Origin of the sequence: Caballeronia calidae, assembly GCF_900044055.2 — a bacterium.
Lineage (GTDB): Bacteria > Pseudomonadota > Gammaproteobacteria > Burkholderiales > Burkholderiaceae > Caballeronia > Caballeronia calidae.
On sequence record NZ_FCOX02000014.1, the window covers coordinates 43,933 to 67,704 of the forward strand.

The following is a 23,772-nucleotide window of genomic DNA, read 5'->3' on the forward strand; positions in this document are numbered from 1 at the left end:
CTGGTTTTATCGTTGTCAGCGTGGCTCAGCCCGAGGCTCAGATCACCTTGGCCGCCCGCAGCCGCGCAATATCGTCGGCATCATACCCGAGCGTTTGAAGTACTTCATCCGTGTGTTCACCGAGTTGCGGCCCGAGCCAGCGCGTTTCGCCCGGTGTTTCCGACATCTTCGGCGTCATGTTCGGCAGCGTGATCTCCTTTCCGTCCTGCCACGGGAAACGCTGAAGCATCTGGCGCGCGATGTATTGCGGGTCGGTGAACATGTCCGCGACGCTGTAGATGCGGCCCGCCGGCACGTCGGCGGCGTTGAGCACGGCGAGCGCTTCGTCGATGTTGCGCGTCGCGAGCCACGCCGCGATGGCGTCGTCGATTTCCTGCGTGCGCGGCACGCGGCCGTCATTCGACGCGAGCGCGGGATCGTTCGCGAGATCCGCGCGGTCGATCGCGTTCATCAGGCGCTTGAAGATCGGATCGCTGTTGCCGCCGATCACGATGCTGCCGTCGCGGCACGGATACGTATTCGACGGCACGATGCCCGGCAGCGACGCGCCGGTGCGCTCGCGCACCATGCCGTACACGCCGTATTCGGGCACGACGCTTTCCATCATGTTGAAGACGGCTTCGTACAGCGCGACATCGACGACCTGCCCCTTGCCGCCATTCACCTGCCGATGATGCAGCGCCATCAGCGCGCCGATCACGCCATGCAGCGCCGCGATCGAATCGCCGATCGAAATGCCGATGCGCGGTGGCGGCAGGTCCGGATAGCCGGTGATGTGGCGCAGCCCGCCCATCGATTCGGCGATCGCGCCGAAGCCCGGCCGGTCGCGATACGGCCCGGTCTGGCCGTAGCCGGAAAGCCGCACCATCACGAGGCCGGGATTCTCGGCAGACAGCACTTCATAGCCGAGCCCGAGCTTTTCGAGCAGACCGGGCCGGAAGTTCTCGACGACGATATCGGCTTCCTTCGCGAGCCGCCGGACGATCTCCTTGCCCTCCTCGGCCTTGAGATTCACCGTGACGGATTTCTTGTTGCGCGCCTGCACCGCCCACCACAGCGACGTGCCGCCGACTTCCGGATAGAGCTTGCGCCACTTGCGCAGCGGATCGCCGCCGTTCGGATCTTCGATCTTGATGACATCGGCGCCGAACTCGCCCATGAAGCGCGCCGCGAACGGCCCCGCGATGAGCGTGCCGAGCTCCAGCACCTTGACGCCGGCGAGCGGCCCCGTCGTTGTGCTCATGACGTGTCTCCTTTGGATGTTCTTATGCGTGTTTTTTATGGGTGTTTCAAAGCGGCATGTCGAGCGGCCTGAAGCGCGGCGTGCCGTCGGCGAGCGTCTCGTTGAACATCTCGGCCGGGCGCACCCACAAGCCGCGTTCGTGCGGCCACAGATGCTCGTAGACGATCATCGCTTCCTCGGTTTCCGAGTGCCGCGCGACGCCGATCACGCGATACAGCCCGCCCTTGTAGTGACGATGCGTCGCGAGCGCGAGAGCTTCGGTTTCTGTCATCGGTGGTTTCCTGCTGATGTGCGCGTTCACACTGAGCGGCGATCGAGCATCGCGCGCGCGATCGTGCCGGCATCGACATATTCGAGCTCGCCGCCGACCGGCACGCCGCGCGCGAGACGCGTCACCTTCAGTCCATTCGACTTGAGCGTCTGCGCGAGATAGTGCGCGGTCGCCTCGCCTTCGTTCGTGAAGTTGGTGGCGAGCACCACTTCCTGCACCACGCCGTCGAGCGCGCGATTGATGAGGCGCTCGAAGTGGATCTCCTTCGGACCGATGCCGTCGAGCGGACTGAGCCGTCCCATCAGCACGAAGTAGAGCCCGCGATACGTGAGCGTCTGTTCGAGCATGATCTGGTCGGCGGGTGTCTCGACGACGCACAGCAGCGCCGGATCGCGTTCCTCGTCGAGGCAGACTTCGCAGATGTCCGCTTCCGTGAAGGTATTGCACTTCGCGCAATGCTTCAGATGCTCGGTCGCGAACAGGAGCGATGCCCCGAGCTTCTCGGCGCCTGCGCGGTCGTGCTGCATCAGGTGATACGCCATGCGCTGCGCCGACTTGGGTCCGACGCCGGGCAGCGCGCGCAGCGCCTCGACGAGCGCCGACAGGGCGGAAGGTTGTTTCATGTTTCCTCATGGCACGCCGGAGCCGCTCCGGCGCGCGGGTCAGAACGGCAGCTTGAAGCCCGGCGGCATCGGCATGCCGGCGGTCATGCCGCTCATTTTCTCTTGCGTGGTGGCCTCGGCCTTGCGCACGGCGTCGTTGAACGCGGCCGCGACGAGGTCTTCCAGCATGTCCTTGTCGTCGGCAAGCAGGCTCGGGTCGATCTGCACGCGGCGCACATCGTTCTTGCAGGTCATCGTCACCTTCACGAGACCGGCGCCGGACTGGCCCTCGACCTCGATCTGCGCGAGCTGATCCTGCATCTTCTTCATGTTTTCCTGCATCTGCTGAGCCTGTTTCATCAGCCCGGCGAGTTGGTTCTTCATCATGGTTCGGCTCCTTACTGGAAAACGTGTGGCGAAAGCGCGCTCGATGCGCGCCCGATGTTCGGTGCGATGCGCGGCGTCAGTGAACGCGCCGCGCCCCTCAATTCACGACGGATTTGCGCCCGACGCGGAAATCGGCTTGATCGAGCCCTGGACGATGCTCGCGCCGAAATCGCGGATCAGCGATTGCACGAACGGGTCCTGTCTGATCTCCTGCTCGGCCTCCTGCTGGCGTCGCGCGCGGTCTGCCGCATCGAGCGCGGCCGCGGTGCGGCGCGCGGGCGCGACGTTGACGATGACTTCGATCGCGCGGCCGAGCTTCTCGGCGAGCGCGGCCTTGAGCTTCGTGACGTGCGAGGTGTCGGTGTACATCTGCACGGCGACCGCGAGCGTGACGGAATTCGCGTCGCACGCGGTGAGCTCGCTGTTGAACGCGAGCTGATAAGCGACGCCCTTCAGCGGCAGATCGACGGCGAGCGCAGCCCATTCGACGGACACGCCGAGCGCATCGAGCGGCACGGCGGGCGGCAGCGGCGTCCTGTCGATCGCGGGCGCGGGCTTAGCCGCGGGTTCGCCGCGAAAGTGCATGTCGTCGGGGCCGCTGTCGAACGCGGGCACGAAGCCGTCGTCCGGCGGCATGAAGTATTCGGCTTCCGATCCCGCCGGCGGATAGTCGTCGGGCGGCATGTCTTCCCAGGGCGGCACGATCTTCGCGCTGCCAGCGCTGCCGGCCGCGGGCTTCGGCTCGGGCGCGGCGGATGCCGCGGGCGCTGCCGGTGCGCGGCGAGGCACCGGCACCTGGACTTGCACGGCAGGTTTCGCGGCGGGCTTGGGCGCAGCAGGCACCACCGCCGGCGCTGCCGATGCGCCGCGCGCCCCCCGGTCGGACGACAGACGCATGCCCGCGCTGCGCAGCACTTCGAGCGCGGCGCTCGCGCCGCCTGCCGCGCGCGGGGCAGCGGCTTCAGCTTCGGGCTCGGGCGCACGCGCAACCACCGGCGCAGCTTCATCGACGGCCTGCCGCGCGGCGTTCGGCACCGGCGCGGGTTTCGCGGGAACGTGCTCACTCGCCTCGACGGATGCGGCAGGCTGCGCGCTTTCGGCGGCGGGTTCTTTCGGCGGCGGCTCTTTCGCCTTGACGATGACGGTTTCCACCGCTTTCGCGACAGGCGCCGGAGCGACGGCGCGTTCGGCCATCGCGCCCGCGAGCGCCGCACTGCGCACCGGCTTCGCGCCCGACGGCGCGCTCACCGCGACGCCGCCTCCCGAACCGCCCGCCGGTTCGAATGCGAGCATGCGCAGAAGCGTCATCGTGAAGCCGGCGTACTCGTCCGGCGCGAGACCGAGCTCGCTGCGCCCCACCGTGGCGATCTGATAGAAAAGCTGGACCTGCTCGGCGGAAAGCGTCTCCCCGAAGCGGCGGATATCGGCGGCTTCCGGCCACTCATCCAGCACCGACGACGGCGCGAATTGCGCCCAAGCGACGCGATGCAGGAGACTCGCGAGATCCTGCAGCGCCGTCGAGAACGACAGGCTGCGCAACGCCATCTCGTCGGCGATCGCGAGCACACCCGCGCCGTCGCTCGCGGCAAGCGCGTCGATGAGGCGGATCAGATAGCTTTGATCGAGCGCGCCGAGCATGCCGCGCACGGCTTCCTCGGTGACTTCGTTCGCCGAATACGCGATGGCCTGATCGGTCAGCGAAAGCGCATCGCGCATGCTGCCGTCCGCCGCGCGCGACAAAAGACGCAGCGCCTGCGATTCGAACGTGATGCTCTCCTGCTGGAGAATGTTCTCCAGATGCGACACGATATGCCCCGCCGGCATCTGCTTCAGATTGAACTGGAGGCAGCGCGAGAGCACGGTGACGGGAATCTTCTGCGGATCGGTCGTCGCGAGAATGAACTTCACATGCGGCGGCGGCTCTTCCAGCGTCTTCAGCATTGCGTTGAAGGCGTGGTTCGTGAGCATGTGCACTTCGTCGATCATGTAGACCTTGAAGCGCGCATCGACCGGTGCGTACACGGCGCGTTCGAGCAGCGCCGCCATTTCGTCGACACCGCGATTGCTCGCCGCATCCATCTCGACATAATCGACGAAGCGGCCTTCGTCGATTTCGCGGCACGCACGGCACACGCCGCACGGCTTCGAGGTCACGCCGGTTTCACAGTTGAGCGCCTTCGCGAAGATGCGCGAGAGCGTCGTCTTGCCGACGCCGCGCGTGCCCGTGAACAGATAGGCGTGATGCAGGCGGCCACCGTCGAGCGCGTGAGTGAGCGCACGAACGACGTGCTCCTGGCCGACGAGCGACTCGAACGATTTCGGCCGCCACTTGCGTGCGAGAACTTGATAGGTCATGCGCGAAATTGTATCAGCATCGACCTTGCGCAAACGCCGTTCCAAAAGGGCGCCGGCGGGCGCGAGCGCAGTGCTTCGACACGATGCGAGCGCGCGGAAAGACCGCACCCGAATGGCGCAAGAACAAGCGAAAGAAGCAATGGAAAACGAGAGAGGAACAGCAGAAGAAAAGCGGAAGGTGACGAGCCCGACCCTCGGCACTGGTGGAAAACGGCTGTGGCTGCTTCGTTCCCGACCTGACCAGGTTGACCGCGCCACCATGCGAGGAGGCCCGTCACGTCGAATTGTACCACGAGGCCACGCGCAGCCGGAAGGCATCGGTGAGTTGCGCGGACTTTGCGACGCCCTCTTGTGTCCTGTGCTTTCGCCCTCAGATCGTCCCTATCAGCACCCGGCAACGGATAGCAAAGTAAGCTAAGATGACATGTGAATTGTGCGGAAGTGGTGCATTTCGCCTTTCCGCGGATCATTCGCCGCTATTCGCGAGTCATTCTGGCGCATGGCGTGCGGGCCTGAACCCCGCTCGTCGGCGACGAAATTTTTTTCAGTTTTGGTGTATCGTGGCGAGCATTCAAACGCGGGCCTCGATTCAATAGAGGTATTCAGACAATGAGCGAATCAATCAAGCACATCAGCGACGCTTCTTTCGAACAGGATGTCGTCAAGTCAGATAAACCTGTCCTGCTCGACTTCTGGGCCGAGTGGTGCGGTCCGTGCAAGATGATTGCCCCGATCCTCGACGAAGTCGCGAAGGATTACGGCGATCGCCTGCAGATCGCGAAGATCAACGTGGACGAGCACCAGTCGACGCCGGTGAAGTTCGGCGTGCGCGGCATTCCCACGCTGATTCTCTTCAAGAATGGCGCAGTTGCCGCACAGAAGGTCGGCGCATTGTCCAAGTCGCAGCTCACCGCGTTCCTCGACAGCAACCTGTAACGGCATCATCAGCCACGCGGGCATCGGCATCATCGGGGCCCGCGCGGCGCATTCACATCGCGATATCAGCACGACTGACGAACGCGACCGGGATGCAGCCGATGTTGTCGCATGACAACATCGGCGAAAAGCCCCGTCCAAAAGCCCACCCGGGGCTCGTGTGGCGTGTGCTATGCTAGAATCATAAGAGTTCAAGAAGTATTAAGTCTCGAGCGGTTCCGCTCACCTCTTCTCCCAAATCTTTCTGTCGCACCTCTCTCCCCGGCGGGAAATCCGTATGCATTTATCCGAGCTCAAGTCTCAGCACGTCTCCGCACTGATCGAGATGGCCAATGGCCTCGAGATCGAAAATGCGAACCGCCTGCGCAAGCAGGAACTCATGTTCGCGATTCTTAAAAAGCGCGCCAAGGGTGGCGACACGATTTTCGGCGACGGCACGCTCGAAGTGCTGCCCGATGGCTTCGGCTTCCTGCGCTCGCCCGAGACTTCGTATCTCGCGAGTACGGACGATATCTATATCAGCCCGTCGCAAATCCGCCGCTTCAATCTGCACACCGGCGACACGATCGAAGGTGAAGTGCGCACGCCGAAGGACGGCGAGCGTTATTTCGCGCTCGTGAAGGTCGACAAAGTCAACGGGCAGCCGCCCGAGGCCTCGAAACACAAGATCATGTTCGAGAACCTCACGCCGCTGCACCCGAACAAGCCGCTGCCGCTCGAGCGCGAAATGCGCGGCGAGGAAAACGTCACGGGCCGGATCATCGACATGATCTCGCCCATCGGCAAGGGCCAGCGCGGCCTGCTCGTCGCATCGCCGAAGTCGGGCAAGACCGTGATGCTGCAGCACATCGCGCATGCGGTGAAGGCGAATCATCCGGACGTCATCCTGTTCGTGCTGCTCATCGACGAGCGCCCGGAAGAAGTGACGGAAATGCAGCGCTCGGTGCGCGGCGAAGTCATCGCGTCGACGTTCGACGAACCCGCCGCGCGTCACGTGCAAGTGGCCGAAATGGTCATCGAGAAGGCGAAGCGTCTCGTCGAAATGAAGCACGACGTCGTGATTCTGCTCGACTCCATCACGCGTCTCGCGCGTGCGTACAACACGGTCGTGCCGGCATCGGGCAAGGTGCTGACGGGCGGTGTCGACGCCAACGCGCTGCAGCGTCCGAAGCGCTTCTTCGGCGCGGCTCGTAACATCGAAGAAGGCGGTTCGCTCACGATCATCGGCACGGCGCTCATCGAAACCGGCAGCCGCATGGACGACGTGATCTACGAAGAGTTCAAGGGCACCGGCAACATGGAAGTGCACCTCGAGCGCCGTCTCGCGGAAAAGCGCGTGTATCCGTCGATCAACCTGAACAAGTCGGGCACGCGCCGCGAAGAGCTGCTCATCAAGCCGGACCTGCTGCAGAAGGTCTGGGTGTTGCGCAAGTTCATCCACGACATGGACGAAGTCGAAGCCATGGAATTCCTGCTCGACAAGATCCGTCAGACGAAGAACAACGCCGAGTTCTTCGACATGATGCGTCGCGGCGGAAGCTGATCGCGCATCCACGCACATAAAAACCGCCTGCTTTGTCAGGCGGTTTTTTTTCGTGCAGATTCTTGACCAAGCCGGCCATCCTCGATCCTAAAAATCCTACCTATAATGATTTTTCGGGTGACGCCCTCACGCCACATGACAAGACGAGCGCGTCTTTTGATGCACCACATCATTGATGCGCATCTTGAATTCGAATAGCAACGACAGCGGCGACGCGTATCAGAAGGCCCTGGACGCGAATCAGCATGGCGATTGGGCGGCGGTGATCGAGCATGTGGACCGGTACTTCGTCGTGCTTGGGGCAAACCCGCCATTGAGCGATGCCCTGCTCCTGAAAGGCTTCGCCGCGTTGCACCTGAACCGGAATGCCGACGCAAGGTCGTGTTTCGAACAAGCCACGCGGGTTGCGCCGGGCCCGGCGTCTTTTCGCGGTCTGGCCGTCGCGCTGACGAGACAGGGCGAATTCGCCCTCGCCGCCGCCCAGGCACGGTCCGGACTCGCGCTGTCGGTCAAGGCGGGAGCGGCGCTGGAAACGTCGAGCCTGCTCAGTTGTCTGGGCGACGCGCTGCGAAACAGCCAGAAGTTCGACGAAGCGGCGCAAGCCTATCGGCACTTGCTCGACATCGCGCCCGACCATTGCGCTGCGCATCTCAACCTTGGCTTCATCCTTCAGTGTCAGGATCGGCTGGACGATGCAATCGGGCATTACCGGCAGGCGGTCACCATCGATCCGGGCTATCTCGAAGCCCATTCCAACCTGGCTAGCGCGCTGCTCGCGACAGGCCGTCTCGAGGAAGCGTGGCCTCACTTCGAGCATCGCTGGGTGAGTCTCGTCGGGCCGGACGGCCAGCGCGTGCCCGCGCGACCCGAACTGCCGATTCGCCGCTGGGAAGGCGACGGACATCGGCGCGATCATCACCTGCTCGTCGTGGCTGAACAAGGGCTGGGCGACACGCTGCAATTCTGCCGCTATCTGCCGATGGTGCTGGATCAGTTCGCCGAATTGACCTTCGTTTGCCCCAAGCCGTTGCAACGGCTGCTCGCTCATTCGTTTCTCGCGTGCCGGCCCAATCTGCGCCTGGCCGATACCGTGCCTACCGATCCCTGGCTGTTCGACTGGCACACGCCCCTGCTTTCCCTGCCGAAGATCTTCGGAACCAGTCTGGCGACGATACCGGCTTGCGTGCCCTATCTCCATGCCGATCAACGCGCCGCCCGCGCATTCGCCGACCGCCTGGACCGGCTCGGCTCCCCGTCTTCCCCGCGCATCGGGATCGTATGGGCGGGCGGGCATGCCGGTCTGGGCGTCGATCAATGGCGAAGCCTCACGCCTGAACAGATCGACCCGCTGCTCGCGTGGCCTCACGCCCGCTGGGTGAGTCTGCAGAAACCCGAGAGCGACGCAAAGCGTCTCAAAGCCGGGCAGCAGGCGCGCGTCATCGACTGGATGGATGAGATGAAGGACTTCGCGGATACGGCCGCGCTCGTTGCATCGCTCGATCTGGTCATTTCGGTGGATACCTCTGTCGCGCATCTCGCGGGAGCCATGGGCAAGCCGGTATGGCTGCTGAACCGCTTCGCCGGTTGCTGGCGCTGGATGCGCGGGCGCGACGACAGTCCGTGGTATCCGGGCATGCGCATCTTCACGCAGAAAGACCGCGGCCAATGGAACGAGGTGCTGGAACGCGTTCTGGCGGAGCTGGAGCGCGAGTGGCGCGGCGCCGACACGACCGCGCGAAGCCGTTGACGAGTTCGCGAAATTCGATTTGACGTCGGCGATGCGCGAAAATACACGCGCCCGCCCACCCTACTCCGACCGTCCGAATGGCCAACCTCTTCTCCCGCTTCTTCGGCGCGCAACGCCGCGAGCGCGCGCTGCGCAAATACGCGATCGACGACGCGCTCTGGCAGCGCACGCTCGACGCGTATCCATGCTTCGGCCATTTGAGCGCGGACGATCTCGCGCGGCTGCGCGAAACCGCGAGCCTCTTCATCGCGCAGAAAGAGTTCTCCACGGCGCACGATCTCGAACTGACCGACGCGATGATCGTTTCCATCGCCGCGCAAGCCTGCCTGCCGGTGCTCAATCTCGACCTCGACCTGTATCGCGGCTGGGTCGGCGTGATCGTGTATCCGGGCGAGTTCGTGATCCGCAAGACGGTCGAGGATGAAAACGGCGTCGTGCACGAGATCGAGCACGATGCGAGCGGCGAGGCGTGGGAAGGCGGTCCGGTCGTGCTCTCGTGGGAAGACACGCAGATGGCCGATGGCGCGGAAGCCTACAACGTCGTGATCCACGAGTTCGCGCACAAGATCGACATGGTGAACGGCGAAGCCGACGGGCATCCTCCGCTCTTTCGCCGCTGGCACGCGCCGCTCGATTCCACCGCCTGGGCCGATATCTTCGATAACGCCTACGACCAGTTCTGCGCGCGCGTGGACGCCGTGCCCGAGCGCCGCTGGAGCCGCTTCGAGCGCGAATCGCTGATCGATCCTTACGCGGCGGACCATCCATCGGAATTTTTCGCGGTGTGCAGCGAGGCGCTCTTCGTCACGCCGCAGGCATTCGAATCCGAATATCCCGAGCTCTACCGGCTGCTCGCGCGCTACTACCGGCAGGATCCGGCGGGTGCGGGCGCGCTCTCCTGATCCTCGCCGGAAACCTCCAAAAAAGATGTCAACCGACTGATTTTCTGGCATAATCGCCGTTTTTCGACCCTAGGCAAGTGACTCGCGCGGCACTTCAAACAAGTGCAACGGGTTGGCTACCGCCAGATCCCAGGAAAGACCATGAAAGAAGGCATTCACCCGAATTACCGCGAAGTCCTGTTCGTCGACATGTCGAACGACTTCAAGTTTGTGACCCGCTCGACCATCCAGACGCGCGAAACCGCCGAATTCAACGGCAAGACCTACCCGCTCGCGAAGATCGAAGTGTCGTCGGAATCGCACCCGTTCTACACCGGTCAGCAAAAGATCATGGACACGGCGGGCCGCGTCGAGAAGTTCAACAACAAGTTCGCGCGCTTCTCCACGAAGAAGTAAGCCGGACTTTCGGGCTTCAAGGAAAAAGGGCAGCTTTGGCTGCCCTTTTTTGTCGCTGATTGCTTTTTTTTGCGCTACACGGCGGCCATCGGCACCGCCTTTGCTCCATTCGGTAAGCGTTGTTGCCGCCCGTTACGGCAACGCCAATGATCCGCCCTTAACGCCGCCGCGCGACTACAATGCCGGTTGCTCCGGCCCCGCTCCCGCCTCTGGCGCGAGACCAGCGGACCGTTTTCCATCAAGCCTGCTCGCATGCGATCTGTCGTTCGTCTGACTGCCTCCGCCACCAGCGCCCTGCCGCGCTGGCTGTTGCTCGCCATCTGCATCACCTATGCGTCGTTCGGCCTGTTCGGCCGCGATCCGTGGAAGAACGAGGATGCGGCGGGCTTCGGCGTCATGTGGACGATGGCCAACGGCGATGCGCGCGACTGGCTCCTGCCGAACCTCGTCGGCAAGGCGCCCACCGCCGATGGCCCGCTGATGTACTGGCTCGGCGCATCGGCGATCCGGCTGCTGAGTCCGTGGGTCGATGCGAGCAACGCGTCGCGTGTGGTCACCGGCCTGCTCTTCTGTCTCGCCTGCGCATTCGTCTGGTATTCGACCTATCTGCTCGGCCGGCGCGACGAAGCCCAGCCGTTCAAATACGCCTTCGGCGGCGAGCCCGAGCCGCGCGACTACGGCCGCACGCTCGCCGACGGCGCGCTGCTCATCCTGCTCGCATGCTTCGGCCTCGCCGAGCGCGGTCACGAAACCACGCCGCAGCTCGCCCAGTTCGCCGGCACCGCGATGCTCATCTACGGACTCGTGCGCAGCCTCGACAAGCCGATTCACGGCGGCCTCGTGTGGGGCGCGGCGATCGGCGTGGTCGGGCTGTCGAGTTCGCCGGTGCTCGTCTTCGCGCTGCTGCTCTGCACGCTCGCGATGACGATCATCGTGAAGCAGGTGCGCGCCGCGCCGCTCCTGATCTTCGGCCTGCCGGTGGCGGTCTTGCTGATCGCCGCGTGGGTGTTGCCGACACTGCATTTCTATCCCGACGACGGCGAATGGTGGCTGCGCCAATGGTGGCGCAACAGCTTCTCGTTCTTCTCCGGCACGCCCGGCTCGATCTTCGGCTACGCGATCAAGAACCTGCCGCTCTTCACGTGGCCCGCGTGGCCGCTCGCGCTCTGGGCGTTCGTGAGCTGGGGCGGGCTGCGCCGCTCGCCGCACGTGGGCGTGCCGCTGTCGATCATCGGGCCGCTGCTCGTGCTGGTCGTCCTTCAGGCGCACGAGACCAACCGGCTCTTCATGCTGCTGCTGCCGCCGCTTTCCGTGCTCGCGACCTTCGCGCTGCCCACGTTGAAGCGCGGCGCGATCAACGCGATCGACTGGTTCGCGATGCTGAGCTTCACCATCATCGGCTCGCTGGTGTGGCTCGTGTGGAGCGCGGGCATGTTCGGCTTTCCCGCGCCGATGGCCCGCAATCTCGCGCGTCTCGCGCCGGGCTTCCATCCCGAGTTCAAGCTGATTTCGTTCGTGTGCGCGGTGGCCGTGACGGTCTGCTGGTTCCTGCTCGCACGCTGGCGTCTCGCGCGGCATCCGAAGGTGCTGTGGCGCAGCGTCGTGCTGTCGAGCGCGGGCACCACGCTCATGTGGGTGCTGCTGATGACGCTGTGGCTGCCGGTCGTGAATTACAGCCGCACATATCGCGACGTCGCCGAGCAGATCGCCCTGCATCTGCCGCCGGATTACACCTGCATCTCGCCCGTGCGTCTCGGCGACGCGCAGATCGCCACCTTCGCCTATTTCGGCGGCATGCACTTCGCGTTCGATGAAGACTGCGACGTGATCCTGCGTCAGGATCCGGCGGACTACGGCGAGCCCTCGTCGATGTCGGCGTACCAGTGGAAGCTCGTGTGGGAAGGCCGGCGCGTCGCCGACCGCGACGAGCGCTTCCGCCTCTACGTGCGCATCGAGCGCCCCGCGCCGCCGGCGAAGAAACCGCTGCGTCCGAAGAGCCTGCGCCGGGCGCAATGACGCGATGCGCGCGACGCCGACACCGACCAGCACGACCGGCATGCTGAGCGACGTGCGCAAGATCGCCGCGCTCGCGTGGCCGGTGCTGATCGGCCAGCTCGCGGTGATCGCGTTCGGCGTCATCGACACCGCGATGGTCGGCCGCTTCTCCGCCACCGATCTCGCGGCGCTCGGCCTGGGCGGCTCCGTCTATATCTCGGTGTATATCGGTCTGACGGGCATTCTCGTCGCGTTGCAGCCGATCGCCGGGCAGCTTTTCGGCGCGGGCCGCGAGAGCGAGATCGGCGAGGAGACGCGTCAGGCGCTGTGGCTCGCCGCCGCGCTCGCCATCATCGGCTTCGTGCTGCTCTACTTCCCCGAGCCGCTGCTGTCGCTCGCGAAGACGCCGCCCGCGCTGCACGACCGCACCGTCGATTACCTGCGGATTCTGTCGTTCGGCCTGCCCGCGAGCCTCGCGTTTCGCGTCTACAGCTCGCTCACCAATGCGATCGGCAAGCCGCGGCTCGTGATGTTCCTGCAGATCGGCGGCCTGCTGCTCAAGTTTCCGCTCAACACCTGGTTCATTTTCGGGGGCTTCGGCGTGCCCGCGCTGGGCGGTCCGGGGTGCGCGCTCGCGAGCACGCTCATCAACTGGGTGCTCGCGAGCGTCGGCATGACGGTGCTTTTCAGGGTCGAGTTCTTCCGCCCGTTCGGCATCTTTTCGCACTTCTGCTGGCCGGTCTGGCGGCGTCAGCTCGCGCTCCTGCGTCTCGGCATTCCGATGGGCCTCTCGTATCTCATCGAGGTCACGTCGTACACGTTCATGGCGCTCTTCATCTCGCGCTTCGGGACGACCACGCTCGCCGGCCATCAGATCGCGGGCAACCTCGGCGCGGTGCTGTACATGACGCCGCTTTCGATCGGCATCGCGTCGTCGACGCTCGTGTCGCAGGCGCTCGGCGCCGGGCGCCTCGACGACGCGCGCTCGATCTCGCGCCACGGCATCGCCATGGCATGCGTGCTCGCGCTCGTGTACGGCGTGATCCTCGTGGCCGCCCGGCCGCACGTGATCGCCGCCTATACGCCCGATGCGAACGTCATCGCGGCCGCGATGCCGCTCGTGCTCATCATCTCCTTCTATCACTTCTGCGACGCGCTGCAGATCACCACCGCGTTCATCCTGCGCGCGTACAAGGTCACGCTCGTGCCGACCGTGATCTACGCCATCGCGCTGTGGGGCATCGGACTCGGCGGCGGCTATCTGCTCGGCTTCGACGTCGGCGGCGGCGTGCCCGAACGGCTGCAAGGCGCGCGCGGATTCTGGATCGCCAATTCCGCGAGTCTGGGCGTCGCGGGCGTCGGGCTTTTCATCTACTGGCGGCGCGTGAGCACACGCCATCTGCCGACGAGCGGCGCGCGCTGAATCGCTTGCGTCCGATGCGATGAATTGTCGAAAAAAGTCATCGGAACGCGCATCGCCGGAAAGAATGACGTAGGGCTCCAGTAAAATTTCGCGTCGAGTCGATCTCGGAGCGCCTGGATGAGCCGCGTTATCACGTCACAAAAAAAATGGACCCTGGCCACCGCTACGCTGATCGCCGCGCTCGGGTTGAGCGCAGCGATTCATCGGGCCGATGCCGCGCGCATCGCAAGCGTGTCGCCGCAAGGCAAGGTCGCGCAGGTGCGCCAGGTCGTCGCCAAGTTCGACGAGCCGATGATCCCCTTCGGCAACGCGGCCGCCGCCGCGCCCGGCAAGATCGCCTGCAGCGGCGCGAGCGCCCCGGCCACGGCCGGCTCGGGCCGCTGGATCGACGCCAAAACCTGGGCCTTCGATTTCGAGCACGATCTGCCGCCCGGCGTGCGCTGCGCGCTCGATCTCGCGGACGGCCTCAAGTCCGTCGCGGGCAATGCGCTCACCGGCCCGCGTCACTTCGCGTTCCAGACGGGCGGACCGTTCGTCACGCGCATCATGCCGAGGTATGGCGACATCGAAGAGAATCAGGCCTTCGTGCTGCGCCTGAACGGTCCGGCGACGCAGGCGTCCGTGCTGCAAAACGTCTGGTGTGAATCGAACGCGCTCGGCAACCGCATCCCGGTGCGCGCGGTCGATGACGCGACGCGCGCCGCCCTGCTCAAACACTTCCGGCTGGAGAAGGAAAGCGACCGCGTGCTCACGCTCGCGTGCCAGCAAACGTTGCCGTCGGCAACGAAGATGCAGCTCGTCTACGGCGCGGGCGTGACGGGGCCGGGCGGCATCGCCAACGATGTCGAGAAACGCTTCGACTTCACGGTGCGCGAGCCCTTCACGGCGAGCTTCTCGTGCGAGCGCGAGAACGCGAAAGCGCCGTGCACGCCGTTGCGCCCGCTGCGTTTGAACTTCAGCGCGCCGATCAGCCGCGCCGATGCGCAGAAGTTCGTGCTGCGCGGACCGAAAGGCACCGTATCGCCCCATTTCGACGCGAACGACAAGAACGCGGAAGTCAGCAACATCGAGTTCGCCGCGCCGCTGCCGGAACGCGCCGACCTCGCCATCGACGCACCCGCGAACCTGAAGGACGTGAGCGGCCGCGGCCTCGCCAACGCCGATCTCTTTCCGCTCAAGACCGCGACCGCGCCGATGCCGCCGCTCGCGAAGTTCTCGTCGGGCACGTTCGGCATCATCGAGCGATTCGCGGAACCCGGCATGCCCGCGATGCTGCCGGTCACGCTGCGCCACGTCGAAGCGGATCTGCATGTGCAAGGGCTGAATTCGGGCACGTCGCAGATCACGCAGCTCAAGCTCGATGCCGATACGGACATCCGCCGGTGGATGCGCAACGTCGACCAGTTCGACGGCATCGCGATGGCGCGCTCGACGATTCAGGAACGCATGCCCGAGATGCTGAGCAACGGCATCGCGCCGGTCGTCATCCCCAATAGCGACGGCTCGGTTTCGAAAGATCCGCAGATCGACATTCGCTCGCTGTCGATGCTCGCGAAACGACGCGGCGTCGAAACGCTCACCCTCCCCGCCGCCGATCCGAAAGCATTGCGCCCGTTCGAAGTCGTCGGCATTCCGCTGACGAAGCCGGGCTTCTATGTCGTCGAGCTGAGCTCGCCCGCGCTCGGCGCGTCGCTGCTCGGCAAAAATCAGGCAATGTACGTGCGCACGTCGGTGCTCGTCACCAATCTCGGCGTGCATCTGAAGCAGGGGCGCGAGAACAGCCTCGTGTGGGTCACGACGCTCGACAAGGGCAAGCCCGTCGCGAACGCGCAAGTGCGCGTGACCGACTGCAACGGCGACGAAATCGCCACCGCGAAGACGGATGCGCAAGGTCTCGCAAAGATCGGCAAGCCGCTCGCGGCGGCACGCGAATGCAACGAGCATAGCCTCGCGTGGGGCGGCTTTTTCGTGTCGGCGCGCGTGAACGATCCCGGCACCGGCCCGGACATGGCGTTCGTGATGTCGGACTGGAATCGCGGCATCGAATCGTGGCGCTTCAACGTGCCGACCGACATGAGCGCGACGCGCACGACGCGCGCCCATACCGTGTTCGACCGCACGCTGCTGCGCGCCGGCGAAACCGTGTCGATGAAGCATCTGCTGCGCGTCGAGACGTTGAACGGCTTCGCGTTCCCGTCGAGTTATCCGAGCCGCGTGACGATCCGCCATGTCGGCAGCGGACAGAGCTGGCATCTGCCGCTCAAATGGGCTGCCGATCACAGCGCCGATTCGACGTTCACCGTGCCCGTCGCGGCGAAGCTCGGCGAATACAGCGTGACGCTCGACAACGGCGCGGCTGCGCCGAACGATCAGGAAGGCAACGATGGCGACAACGACAACGCCGTCACGCAGTCGTACGAATCGGGGAGCTTTCGCGTCGAGGAATTCCGCCTGCCGGTGTTCAAAGGCTCGATCACGGCGGGCGACGGCAAATCGCCTGCGAATTCGGCCGGACTCGTCGCCGCGCAGGAAGCAGCCGTGTCGGTGCGACTGGAATACGTGCAGGGCGGACCGGCATCGAATCTTCCGGTTCAGGTGTCGGCGCTCGTACGCGATGTATCGCCGCCCTTCGCTTCGCAGTACGAGGGGTTCAGCTTCGCGCCGTATCGCAAGCCCGCGAACGACGGCGCGAGCGCGCCCGCCGAGGACGAAGACCGCGAGGAACAGGACAATGCCACGACGAAGCTCATCGCCGACAAGCTGCGCGTGACGCTCGATCGCGACGGCGCTGGCAAGGTCGCGGTGAAGCCGCTGCCGGCGGTCGAATCGCCGAAGCGTCTCGCGCTCGAAGCCAGCTTCGCCGATCCGAACGGCGAGATTCAGACCATCAGCGGCGGCACGACGCTCTGGCCCGCCGCGGTGGCCGTGGGCGTGAAGGCGGGACATTGGGTATCGGTCGGCGGCGCGCTGCCGGTGCGGGCGCTTGCGCTCGATTTGCAGGGCAAGCCGCGCGCGGGCGTGTCGGTGGAGATCAAGGCGGTCGCGCGCGTGATGTCGAGCTCGCGCAAGCGCATGGTCGGCGGGTTCTACGCCTACGACAACCACACCGAAATCAAGGATCTCGGCACGCTTTGCAGCGGCAAGAGCGACGATCACGGCATCGTCTCGTGCGATGCCAATCTCAAAGAGCCGGGCAATGTCGATCTGATCGCGGTCGCGAAAGACGGCGACGGTCACGCGGCCAACGCGAGCACGTCCGTCTGGGTCACGCGCGAGGACGAACTGTGGTTCGGCGGCGAGAACACCGACCGCATCGACATCCTGCCCGAGAAAACCAGCTACGAGCCGGGCGAGACCGCGCGCTTTCAGGTGCGCATGCCCTTCCGCTCGGCGACGGCGCTCGTCGCGGTCGAGCGGGAAGGCATCGTCGAGACGCGGGTCGTCGAACTGAACGGCAAGGATCCGACCGTCGAGCTGAAGGTCGAGGACGCGTGGGGGCCGAACGTCTATGTGTCGGTGCTCGCGTTGCGCGGGCGCATCCGCGACGTGCCGTGGTACTCGTTCTTCACGTGGGGCTGGAAGGCGCCCGTCGAATGGGCGCGTGCGTTCTGGTACGAAGGCCGTCAGTATCAGGCGCCGACGCCGCTCGTCGATCTGTCGAAGCCCGCGTTCCGTTACGGGCTCGCGTCGATCAAGGTCGGCACGACGTCGCACAGGCTCGCGGTGAGCGTGAGCCCGGATGCGAAGTCGTACACGGTGCGCGGCAAGGCGCACGTGAAGGTGAAAGTCGCGCTGCCCGACGGCAAGCCCGCACCCGCGGGCACGCAGATCGCGGTCGCGGCGGTCGATGAAGCGCTGCTCGAACTCATGCCCAACCGGAGCTGGGACGTGCTCGACGCGATGCTGCAGCAGCGCGCGTACGGCGTCGACACGGCGACCGCGCAGATGGAGATCGTCGGGCGGCGTCACTTCGGGCGCAAGGCGGTGCCGGCGGGCGGCGGCGGCGGACACAGCGCGACGCGCGAACTCTTCGACACGCTCCTGTTGTGGAACCCGCGCGTCACGCTCGATGCAAAGGGCGAAGCCAGCATCGACGTTCCGCTCAACGACGCGCTCACGCGCTTTCGCATCGTCGCGGTCGCGGCGGTCGGCGCGAGTCAGTTCGGCACCGGCAGCGCGTCGATCCAGAGCACGCAGGACTTGCAGCTGATTTCGGGATTGCCGCCGCTCGTGCGCGTCGGCGATGCGTTCCGCGCGCAGTTCACGCTGCGCAACACCACGGCGCGGACGATGCGCGTCGTCGTCACGCCGCGCGCCGGCACGCTCGCGCTCGATGCGCGCACGGTGGAACTCGCGCCGGAATCGTCGCAGGAAGTGGCGTGGGACGTGACGACGCCCGATGTGCTCGGCGCAGGATCGACGGCAAGTCTCGACTGGAACGTGAGCGCGTCCGAACAAGGCGGACCCAAGGCCAGCGATGCCGTGAAGCTCACGCAGAAAGTCGTCGCGGCGATTCCGGTGAACGTGCAGCAGGCGACGATCACGCAAGTCGACGGCACGCTCACGCTGCCCGTCGCGCCGCCCGCCGATGCGAGCACATCGAGCGACGGCGCCGTGCGCGGCGGCATCGCGGTGTCCTTGCAGCCGAAGCTCGCGGACGGCCTGCCCGGCGTGCGACGCTGGTTCGAGCGCTATCCGTACAGTTGCCTGGAGCAGCAAACCTCGCGCGCGCTAGGCCTGATGGACGCGGCGCAATGGCAAGCCGTGCTCGCGAAGCTGCCGTCCTATCTCGACCGCGACGGCCTCGCGAACTACTTCCCGCCCGCCGACGACGCGCGTCCGACCGGCAGCCCCGCCCTCACCGCGTACCTGCTCGCCGTCACCGACGAAGCCGCAAAGCAGGACCGCCGCTTCGCCCTGCCCGACGATCTGCGCAATCAGATGGCGGCTGGCCTCGCGAATTTCATCGACGGGAAGATCGAGCGCAAGTTCTGGACGCCGCGCAACGATCGCGACATCGAGAAGCTCGCGGCGATCGAAGCGTTGTCGCGCTTCGGTCTCGCACAGCCGCGCATGCTCGGCTCGATAACGGTCGCGCCGGATCAGTGGCCGACATCGGCGGTGCTCGACTATTACGCGATCCTCTCGCGCGTCGACGGCATTCCGAATCGCGACGAGAACCGCGCGCAGGCCGAGCAGATCATCCGCGCGCGCCTGACGTATCAGGGCACGCGGCTCACCTTCTCGACCGAACGCGACGACGACCTCTGGTGGCTCATGACCGGCACCGAGACGAACGCCGCGCGCACCGCGCTCCTGTTTGCCGATGCGCCCGGCTGGAAGGACGAGATGCCGCGTCTCGTCGCGGGCCTGCTTGCGTTGCAGAAGAACGGCGCGTGGCAGACGACGACGGCGAACCTGTGGGGCACGCTCGCGGTCGGCCGCTTCTCGCGGTTGTTCGAGAGCACGCCTGTCACGGGTCATACGACGATTCAGCTGGGAACGGCCGCGCAATCCGTGAACTGGGGCGCAGCGCCTTCGAGCGCGCCCGCCTCCGCCACGCCCGCGACGAAGACCGCGAACGCGCGCAGCGTGATGCTGCCGTGGACGAGCGGCTCGCTCACGCTGACGCAGGACGGCACCGGCAAGCCGTGGGCGACGATCGAAAGTCTCGCGGCCGTCGCGCTGAAGGCGCCGTTCGCGGCGGGCTATCGCATCGCGAAGACGGTCACGCCCGTCGATCCGGCCGTGAAAGGCGTGCTCTCGCGCGGCGATATCGTGCGCGTGCATCTCGATATCGACGCGCAAAGCGACATGACCTGGGTCGTCGTGAACGATCCGATTCCCGCGGGCGCGACGATTCTCGGCTCCGGCCTCGGCCGCGATTCCGAAGCGGCGGCTCTGGGCGAGAAGCGGGATCGCGATGCGTGGCCGGCGTTCGTCGAGCGCGGCTTCGAGGGTTATCGCGCGTATTACGACTATCTGCCGAAGGGCAAGCTGCAAGTCGAATACACGATGCGCCTGAACAACCCGGGCACTTTCGGCCTGCCGCCGACGCGCGTCGAAGCGTTGTACGCGCCTTCGTCGTTCGGCGCGCTGCCGAATGCGCCGGTGGTCGTGAAACCGCTCGCCGCGAAGTGATGCCATGAAGCGCCGCGCCGCCTGCTTCGTCATCGCGTGCATGTTGTCGGCGGCAGCGTATGCGTCGCCGAGCTTCGACGACGTGCGCGCGAAGTGGCGCAGCTCCGACTGGGTGCTGCTTTCACGCGACGATGAACCGCTTGCGCGCACGCGCATCGACAAGCACGCGCGGCGCGGCGACTGGATCGCGCTCGCGGACGTGTCGCCGGCGTTGCGCGAGGCGATCGTCGTATCGGAAGACAAGCGCTTTTATGAGCACGCGGGCGTCGACTGGCGCGGCGCGGCCGCCGCCGCGTGGGGCAATCTGTGGAACACGCGCACGCGCGGCGCGTCCACGGTGACGATGCAGCTCACCAGTCTCATCGATCAGGATGACAAACCAAATGGACGCCGCTCGATCGGCGAAAAGGCGCAGCAGACGGTCGGCGCGCTGTGGCTCGAACGCAGCTGGCGCAAGGACCAGATTCTCGAGGCGTATCTGAATCTCGTGCCGTTTCGCGGCGAGATCGTCGGGTTGTCGGCGCTCTCGCAGACGCTCTTCGGCAAGGCGCCTTCCGGGCTCGACGAACGGGAAGCCGCGCTCGCCGCGGCGCTCGTGCGCGCGCCCAACGCGGCCTATCCGAAGGTGGCCGCGCGCGCCTGCGTCATCCTGCGCGACATGCAGACCTTGCATGGCATCGCGCGCGGCGTCGATCCCTGCATCAATCTCGATAGCTACGTCCAGCTCACGCTCACCCGCACCGCATCCGCGCCCGCCCTCGCGCAGGTCGACGACGCGCTCGCGCCGCATCTCGCGCGGCGCGTCGCGAGCGAAGTGCATCCGCAAGCGGGCGCGCGCGTGCGCTCGACGCTCGATGCACGCCTGCAGCGCTTCGCCCGCGACACCCTCGCGCGCACGCTCGCCGAACTGAACGCGCGCGCGCATCCGCGCAACGTGCACGACGCGGCGGCGATTGTGATCGACAACCGTTCCGGCGACGTGCTCGCGTGGGTCGGATCGGCGGGCGGGCTGTCGAACGCGCCCGAGGTCGATGCCGTGCTCGCCGCGCGTCAGGCCGGCTCGACGCTCAAGCCCTTCCTCTACGCGCAGGCGATCGACGAAAAGCGCGTGACCGCCGCGACCCTGCTCGACGACGCGCCACTCGATCTCGCGACCGGCGGCGGTCTCTATATCCCGCAGAACTACGATCACGACTTCAAGGGCTGGGTGAGCGTGCGCACGGCGCTCGGCTCGTCGCTGAACGTGCCGGCGGTGCGCACGCTCGTGATGGTCACGCCGCATCGGTTCGCGAAGACGCTCGTCGCGCTCGGCCTGCCGTTGTCGCAGGCGGGCGATTACTACGGCTTCAGCCTCGCGCTCGGCAGCGCCGACGTCACGCTGGCGACGCTCGCGAATGCGTATCGCGCGCTCGCGAACGGCGGTGTCGCGCGGCCCATTTTCGATCTCGCCGAACATCGCGCGGCGCCGGCCGGCACGCGCGTGTTCAGCCCGGAGGCGAGCTTCATCGTGACCGACATCCTCGCGGACAACAACGCGCGCACGCGCACCTTCGGCTTCGACAGCGTGCTCGCGACGCGCGCCTTCAGCGCCGTGAAGACGGGCACCAGCAAGGACATGCGCGACAACTGGGCGGTCGGTTTCACGTCGCGCTACACCGTGGGCGTGTGGGTCGGCAATGCCGACGGCGCGCCGATGTGGGACGTTTCCGGCGTGTCGGGCGCGGCGCCGGCATGGAATGCGATCGTCAGCTATCTGAACCGGCGCGCGGATAGCCGCCCTCCCCGAGCGCCCGCCGACGCGGTGACGACGCGGATCACCTATCAGAACGATATCGAGCCGGCGCGCAGCGAATGGTTCGTGCGCGGCACGCAGATGAGCACCATTGGCCTCACGGCCTACGCGGCGCAGGCGGCACGCGGCGCGCAAACCGACGCGCAATCGGCACGCATCGCCACGCCGACCGACGGCACGATCTTCGCGCTCGATCCGGATATCCCGCCCGCGCGGCAGCGCGTGTGGTTCGAGCGCGCAACGAGCGATGCGCGCCTCGCATGGCGGCTCGACGACAAGCCCTACGGGCACGACGCCCGCGCGGCGTGGCTGCCCTGGCCGGGCCGTCACGTGCTCGAACTCGTGGATGCGCGCGGCGAAGTCGTCGATAAAGTCGGCTTCGAGGTGCGCGGCGCGTTCGCGAAAACCGCCGCACCGCCATCGAAATGATCTGTCTGAATTACGTGGAAGTTTGCAGCGCGAAGCATTCCGCGGCATTTGTATGCGTGAACGCAGATAAAAAACTGCAACGTCATCCAATCGGCGTTTCGCAACGTTAAAGATTGTGCGGAAAGCGCAGTGCGCGCGGTGGGGTCGTGCACAATGCGAGCCGTTATCGTTCGGGACGATCCATGCCTTGCGGTTTTTTGCCCTATGCTTAACGGCATCTTCCCGATTGGCCTGAACTTATCGATCCGTCATTTCTTTCTCAAAGCCTGGAGTGCCGTCATGCTGAAAAAGCTGCTGATGCTGTGCTTAGCGTTCATGATGTCGATCGGTGCGGCATTCGCCGCGGTCGACGTCAATACCGCCGATCAAGCCGCGCTGGAATCCGTCAAGGGTCTGGGGCCGGTGAAGTCGAAGGCGATCATCGACGAGCGCACGAAGAACGGTCCGTACAAGGATGCCGACGATCTCGCGACCCGCGTCAAGGGTCTGGGCACGAAGTCGGTGGCGACCCTGGAGCAGAACGGCCTGACGATCGGCGGTTCTTCGCTGCCGCCGACGGGCAAGCCTGCGAAGCCCACGACGACGCAAGGCGGCAGCGCCGCGCCGAACTCGACCGTCAAGTCCTCGACGGCGGCCACCGCCGCGACGTCGCCCGCGGCCACGACGGCGCAGACGCCGGCCGCGACACCTGCCTCGGGCGCGAAGGCTTCGAAGAAGTCGAAGAAGGAAAGCGCGGCGGCAACGACAGAAAGCGCATCGGGCCCGTCTGCGGCGAGCGATGCGAAAGCCGCCAAATCGAAGAGCAGCAAGAAAGATAAGGCCGCCAGCGCCCCGGCCGCCAGCCAGTGATTCATCGGGGAACCTTGACGCAGGAAAATTGCCTTCGCGTATGACCATCGCTGAACGGCCGCTCGCGGCCGATGCCCGCGCCGCCACGTTCCGGTTTCGTCCGGATGCGGCGGCGCGAGCGAACCCACCCCGCAACCTCTCGTAGTGAGACCGCCATGAGCCTACTCGATATCCTCGCCTCCACCCTCGGCAACTCGTCGCAACAAAACGGCCAGCCGGCCCAGTCGGGACAGGCCGCGCTGATCGCGGCTGCGCTCCAGTTCATCAACAGCCAGCCCGGCGGCATCATGGGCCTGATCCAGCGCTTCCAGCAGCACGGCGCGGGCGATGTCGTCCAGTCGTGGATCGGCACCGGCGAGAACAAGCCCATCAGCCCCGATACGCTTACGAACGTGCTCGGCCACGACAATGTCGGCGCGCTCGCCCAGAAGGCAGGCGTTTCGGGCGATCAGCTCTCGGGCATGCTGGCGGCCGTGCTGCCGCATATCGTCGATCGCGCGACGCCGAACGGCGAAGTGCCGGCCGAAGGCCAGCTCGATCTGACCGGCGTGCTCGGCTCGCTCGGCGGACTGGCCGGTCTGTTCGGCAAGAGCGAAGAGCCGAAGCAGGGTTGAGCGCGGTTCGCGCAGCGTTCGTCTGATCGAAGAAAGCCCCGCAGGGAATGCACCCTGCGGGGCTTTTGCATTGCCGGGACGCATACGGATACAAGAAAAAAGGGGCAGCGGAAAAACCGCTGCCCCTTCGTCATTCGAGTCTCGTCA

The 23,772-nt window shown here is 65.7% G+C and carries 16 protein-coding genes and 1 other RNA gene; 11 read left to right on the forward strand and 6 right to left on the reverse strand.

The annotated features are described in order from the left end of the window. Nucleotides 1-37 precede the first annotated feature (37 nt). The 6 genes from AWB78_RS15145 to ffs all read right to left on the reverse strand — a co-directional run bounded on the left by AWB78_RS15145 (nt 38) and on the right by ffs (nt 5,134). The gene (locus AWB78_RS15145) at nt 38-1,243 is read right to left on the reverse strand and encodes a CaiB/BaiF CoA transferase family protein (RefSeq protein ID WP_062605547.1); all 1,206 of its coding nucleotides are present in this window, start codon (nt 1,241-1,243) and stop codon (nt 38-40) included. A gap of 46 nt (nt 1,244-1,289) precedes the next feature. After that, complete coding sequence (locus tag AWB78_RS15150) at nt 1,290-1,514, reverse strand: DUF1653 domain-containing protein (protein ID WP_062605550.1); 225 nt, start codon at nt 1,512-1,514, stop codon at nt 1,290-1,292. 26 nt (nt 1,515-1,540) lie between these two features. Then, on the reverse strand, nt 1,541-2,137 hold the full coding sequence (gene recR, locus AWB78_RS15155) for a recombination mediator RecR (protein ID WP_062605552.1): 597 nt from the start codon (nt 2,135-2,137) through the stop codon (nt 1,541-1,543). Between the two features lie 39 nt (nt 2,138-2,176). Further along, nucleotides 2,177-2,503: a YbaB/EbfC family nucleoid-associated protein gene (locus tag AWB78_RS15160; RefSeq protein WP_008349334.1), complete on the reverse strand. Its 327-nt coding sequence runs from the start codon at nt 2,501-2,503 to the stop codon at nt 2,177-2,179. Between the two features lie 102 nt (nt 2,504-2,605). Continuing rightward, the gene (locus AWB78_RS15165) at nt 2,606-4,858 is read right to left on the reverse strand and encodes a DNA polymerase III subunit gamma/tau (protein ID WP_062605735.1); all 2,253 of its coding nucleotides are present in this window, start codon (nt 4,856-4,858) and stop codon (nt 2,606-2,608) included. A gap of 177 nt (nt 4,859-5,035) precedes the next feature. After that, nucleotides 5,036-5,134, reverse strand: an RNA gene (gene ffs, locus AWB78_RS15170) — signal recognition particle sRNA small type. A 333-nt stretch (nt 5,135-5,467) separates the two neighbouring features. Here ffs and trxA point away from each other — a divergent pair. The 11 genes from trxA (at nt 5,468) to AWB78_RS15225 (ending at nt 23,625) form a co-directional block, all read left to right on the forward strand. After that, a complete protein-coding gene (gene trxA, locus AWB78_RS15175; RefSeq protein ID WP_008349330.1) occupies nt 5,468-5,794 on the forward strand; it encodes a thioredoxin TrxA in 327 nt (108 codons plus the stop codon). A 277-nt stretch (nt 5,795-6,071) separates the two neighbouring features. Next, nucleotides 6,072-7,337 carry a transcription termination factor Rho gene (rho, locus tag AWB78_RS15180; RefSeq protein WP_062605555.1) on the forward strand — a complete coding sequence of 422 codons (1,266 nt, stop codon included), beginning with the start codon at nt 6,072-6,074 and terminating at the stop codon, nt 7,335-7,337. 184 nt (nt 7,338-7,521) lie between these two features. Continuing rightward, complete coding sequence (locus tag AWB78_RS15185) at nt 7,522-9,084, forward strand: tetratricopeptide repeat-containing glycosyltransferase family protein (RefSeq protein WP_198399275.1); 1,563 nt, start codon at nt 7,522-7,524, stop codon at nt 9,082-9,084. A gap of 77 nt (nt 9,085-9,161) precedes the next feature. Beyond that, on the forward strand, nt 9,162-9,986 hold the full coding sequence (locus AWB78_RS15190) for a M90 family metallopeptidase (RefSeq protein WP_062605559.1): 825 nt from the start codon (nt 9,162-9,164) through the stop codon (nt 9,984-9,986). A gap of 141 nt (nt 9,987-10,127) precedes the next feature. Beyond that, on the forward strand, nt 10,128-10,382 hold the full coding sequence (locus AWB78_RS15195; RefSeq protein ID WP_062605561.1) for a type B 50S ribosomal protein L31: 255 nt from the start codon (nt 10,128-10,130) through the stop codon (nt 10,380-10,382). Nucleotides 10,383-10,634: 252 nt separating this feature from the next. After that, nucleotides 10,635-12,398, forward strand: coding sequence for an ArnT family glycosyltransferase (locus AWB78_RS15200; RefSeq protein ID WP_062605563.1), 1,764 nt, complete (start codon nt 10,635-10,637; stop codon nt 12,396-12,398). A 40-nt stretch (nt 12,399-12,438) separates the two neighbouring features. Beyond that, nucleotides 12,439-13,800, forward strand: a complete 1,362-nt coding sequence (locus tag AWB78_RS15205) for an MATE family efflux transporter (RefSeq protein ID WP_062605737.1) — start codon at nt 12,439-12,441, stop codon at nt 13,798-13,800. 117 nt (nt 13,801-13,917) lie between these two features. Continuing rightward, nucleotides 13,918-19,941 carry an alpha-2-macroglobulin family protein gene (locus AWB78_RS15210; RefSeq protein WP_062605566.1) on the forward strand — a complete coding sequence of 2,008 codons (6,024 nt, stop codon included), beginning with the start codon at nt 13,918-13,920 and terminating at the stop codon, nt 19,939-19,941. Between the two features lie 4 nt (nt 19,942-19,945). Then, on the forward strand, nt 19,946-22,162 hold the full coding sequence (gene pbpC / locus AWB78_RS15215) for a penicillin-binding protein 1C (protein ID WP_062605568.1): 2,217 nt from the start codon (nt 19,946-19,948) through the stop codon (nt 22,160-22,162). A gap of 279 nt (nt 22,163-22,441) precedes the next feature. Next, entirely contained in the window at nt 22,442-23,011 is a 570-nt protein-coding gene (locus AWB78_RS15220) for a ComEA family DNA-binding protein (protein WP_062605739.1), read from the forward strand. A gap of 155 nt (nt 23,012-23,166) precedes the next feature. After that, nucleotides 23,167-23,625 (forward strand): YidB family protein, encoded by a 459-nt coding sequence (locus AWB78_RS15225; protein WP_062605570.1) that lies wholly within the window; start codon nt 23,167-23,169, stop codon nt 23,623-23,625. The last annotated feature ends 147 nt before the right edge of the window (nt 23,626-23,772 follow it).

Bases quoted from the DNA above. Each gene is read 5' to 3' on its own strand.
- AWB78_RS15145 (WP_062605547.1), bottom strand. From the start codon at position 1,243: ATGAGCACAACGACGGGGCCGCTCGCCGGCGTCAAGGTGCTGGAGCTC.
- AWB78_RS15150 (WP_062605550.1), bottom strand. From the start codon at position 1,514: ATGACAGAAACCGAAGCTCTCGCGCTCGCGACGCATCGTCACTACAAG.
- recR (WP_062605552.1), bottom strand. From the start codon at position 2,137: ATGAAACAACCTTCCGCCCTGTCGGCGCTCGTCGAGGCGCTGCGCGCG.
- AWB78_RS15160 (WP_008349334.1), bottom strand. From the start codon at position 2,503: ATGATGAAGAACCAACTCGCCGGGCTGATGAAACAGGCTCAGCAGATG.
- AWB78_RS15165 (WP_062605735.1), bottom strand. From the start codon at position 4,858: ATGACCTATCAAGTTCTCGCACGCAAGTGGCGGCCGAAATCGTTCGAG.
- trxA (WP_008349330.1), top strand. From the start codon at position 5,468: ATGAGCGAATCAATCAAGCACATCAGCGACGCTTCTTTCGAACAGGAT.
- rho (WP_062605555.1), top strand. From the start codon at position 6,072: ATGCATTTATCCGAGCTCAAGTCTCAGCACGTCTCCGCACTGATCGAG.
- AWB78_RS15190 (WP_062605559.1), top strand. From the start codon at position 9,162: ATGGCCAACCTCTTCTCCCGCTTCTTCGGCGCGCAACGCCGCGAGCGC.
- AWB78_RS15195 (WP_062605561.1), top strand. From the start codon at position 10,128: ATGAAAGAAGGCATTCACCCGAATTACCGCGAAGTCCTGTTCGTCGAC.
- AWB78_RS15200 (WP_062605563.1), top strand. From the start codon at position 10,635: ATGCGATCTGTCGTTCGTCTGACTGCCTCCGCCACCAGCGCCCTGCCG.
- AWB78_RS15205 (WP_062605737.1), top strand. From the start codon at position 12,439: ATGCTGAGCGACGTGCGCAAGATCGCCGCGCTCGCGTGGCCGGTGCTG.
- AWB78_RS15210 (WP_062605566.1), top strand. From the start codon at position 13,918: ATGAGCCGCGTTATCACGTCACAAAAAAAATGGACCCTGGCCACCGCT.
- pbpC (WP_062605568.1), top strand. From the start codon at position 19,946: ATGAAGCGCCGCGCCGCCTGCTTCGTCATCGCGTGCATGTTGTCGGCG.
- AWB78_RS15220 (WP_062605739.1), top strand. From the start codon at position 22,442: ATGCTGAAAAAGCTGCTGATGCTGTGCTTAGCGTTCATGATGTCGATC.
- AWB78_RS15225 (WP_062605570.1), top strand. From the start codon at position 23,167: ATGAGCCTACTCGATATCCTCGCCTCCACCCTCGGCAACTCGTCGCAA.